Origin of the sequence: Tepidiphilus olei, from assembly GCF_006980705.1 — a bacterium.
GTDB classification, from domain to species: Bacteria; Pseudomonadota; Gammaproteobacteria; order Burkholderiales; family Rhodocyclaceae; genus Tepidiphilus; species Tepidiphilus olei.
Genome location: NZ_SBHO01000018.1, coordinates 1 through 1,853 on the forward strand (window position 1 = coordinate 1; position 1,853 = coordinate 1,853).

Annotated in this window: 1 protein-coding gene; it reads right to left on the minus strand. The window is 68.5% G+C overall.

Annotated elements, in window-relative coordinates; all coding sequences use genetic code 11:
• A partial coding sequence (locus EPD80_RS11250) for an indolepyruvate ferredoxin oxidoreductase family protein (protein ID WP_142811844.1) occupies window positions 1-1,853 on the minus strand: 1,853 nt, incomplete at both ends.

Below are 1,853 nucleotides of genomic sequence, written 5' to 3' on the forward strand. Positions count from 1 at the left end.
TCGGTGATGAGGGCGCGCTCCCAGCGCCGCTCCTCGGTGCGGGCGAAGGGGTCGAGCACCGTGCCGCGCAGCCGTTTCATCTTGGCGAGCAGCGCGAAGGCGCGGCGCATGGCCGGGCCGTACTCGCGCTTGGCGACGAGGCCGGTGACCGGGTCGGGGCGCGCAAGGAGCGGCGGGGCGAGGTGGAAGCGCACTTCGAACGGACCTTCGAAGCGCGCTTCCAGCTGCTGCCAGAATTTGGGGTCGCAGTAGAGGCGCGCCACTTCGTATTCGTCCTTGATCGCCAGCAGCTTGAAGTAGGAGCGGGCCACGGCGTCAGTGAGCGGCATGGTGCCAGGCGTCTCTTCGGCAGGGGTGCCGCGCAGCGCACGCTCGGCGGCGCGCACGCGTTCTACCAGCCGGCGATAGCGCTCGGCATAGGCTTCGTCCTGGTAGTCGACGAGATAGGCCGCGCGCCGCTCGATCACTTCGTCGAGCGTGCGGGCAAAGCGCGCTTCGGGCTCGGCTTCGGGGCGGGCGAAGTCGAGCACTGCTTGCGGGTCGTGGGCCATGCGCCGCCCCCAGAGGAAGGCGGCGCGGTTCATGTCGATGGCCACGCCGTTCAATTCGATCGCCCGCATGAGCGATTCGTGGCTCACCGGCACCCAGCCTTTCTGCCAGGCGTAGCCCAGCAGGAAGAGATTGGTGGCGATGGCGTCGCCCATGAGCCGGGTCGCGAGCCCCGTGGCGTCGAGAAATTCGGCCGGGGCCTCGCCCACGCGCTCACGAATGCGCGCTTGCATCTCCTGGGCCGAGAAGCGCCAGTCGGGATTGCGCAGAAAGTCGATGGTGGGAATCTCGGCGGCGTTGGTGACCACGCGCGTGCGCCCCGGGGCCATCTTGGTGAGCGCCTCGGCGCTCGCCGTCACGATGAGGTCGCCGCCGATGATCGCATCGGCCGCGCCGGCGGCGATGCGCACGGCGTGCAAGTCTTGCGGGGTGGCGGCGATGCGGATGTGGCTGAAGACCGAGCCGTTCTTCTGCGCGAGCCCCGTCATGTCGAGCACGGTGACGCCCTTGCCGTCGAGGTGCGCCGCCATGCCGATGAGCGCACCGATGGTGATGACGCCTGTGCCGCCCACGCCGGTCACGAGCAGGTTCCAGGGTGAAGCGAGCGTGGGCAGGGTCGGCTCGGGCGGCAGGGGAAAGCGACCCGGTTCGTCGGCGAGCGCCTTGCCCTTGCGCGGCCGCCCCCCTTCGATGGTCACGAAACTGGGGCAGAAGCCTTTGAGGCAGCTGTAGTCCTTGTTGCAATTGGATTGGTCGATGCGCCGTTTGCGCCCGAATTCGGTCTCCACGGGAACGACGGCCACGCAGTTCGATTGCACCGTGCAGTCGCCGCACCCTTCGCACACCGCCTCGTGGATGAAGACGCGCTTTGGCGGATCGGGGTAGAGACCGCGCTTGCGCCGACGCCGCTTCTCGGCGGCGCAGGTCTGGTCGTAGACGATGGCCGAGACGCCCGGAAGTTGGCGCAATTCGCGCTGGATCGCGTCGAGCTCGTCGCGGTGCCGAATCGGGACGTGGCGCAGATCCGCCGGCCCGTAGGGGCGCGGCGTGCCGTCGGTGACCACCACCACGTTGGCCACGCCTTCGGCTTGCAGTTGCTTGACGAGCATCGGCACGGTGAGCGGGCCATCGACCGGCTGCCCGCCGGTCATGGCCACGGCATCGTTGAAGAGGATCTTGTAGGTGATATTGACCCCGGCGGCCACCGCCTGGCGGATGGCGAGGATGCCCGAGTGGAAGTAGGTACCGTCGCCCATGTTGGCGAAGAGGTGGCGCTCTTCGGTGAAAGGGGCTTGACCGACCCA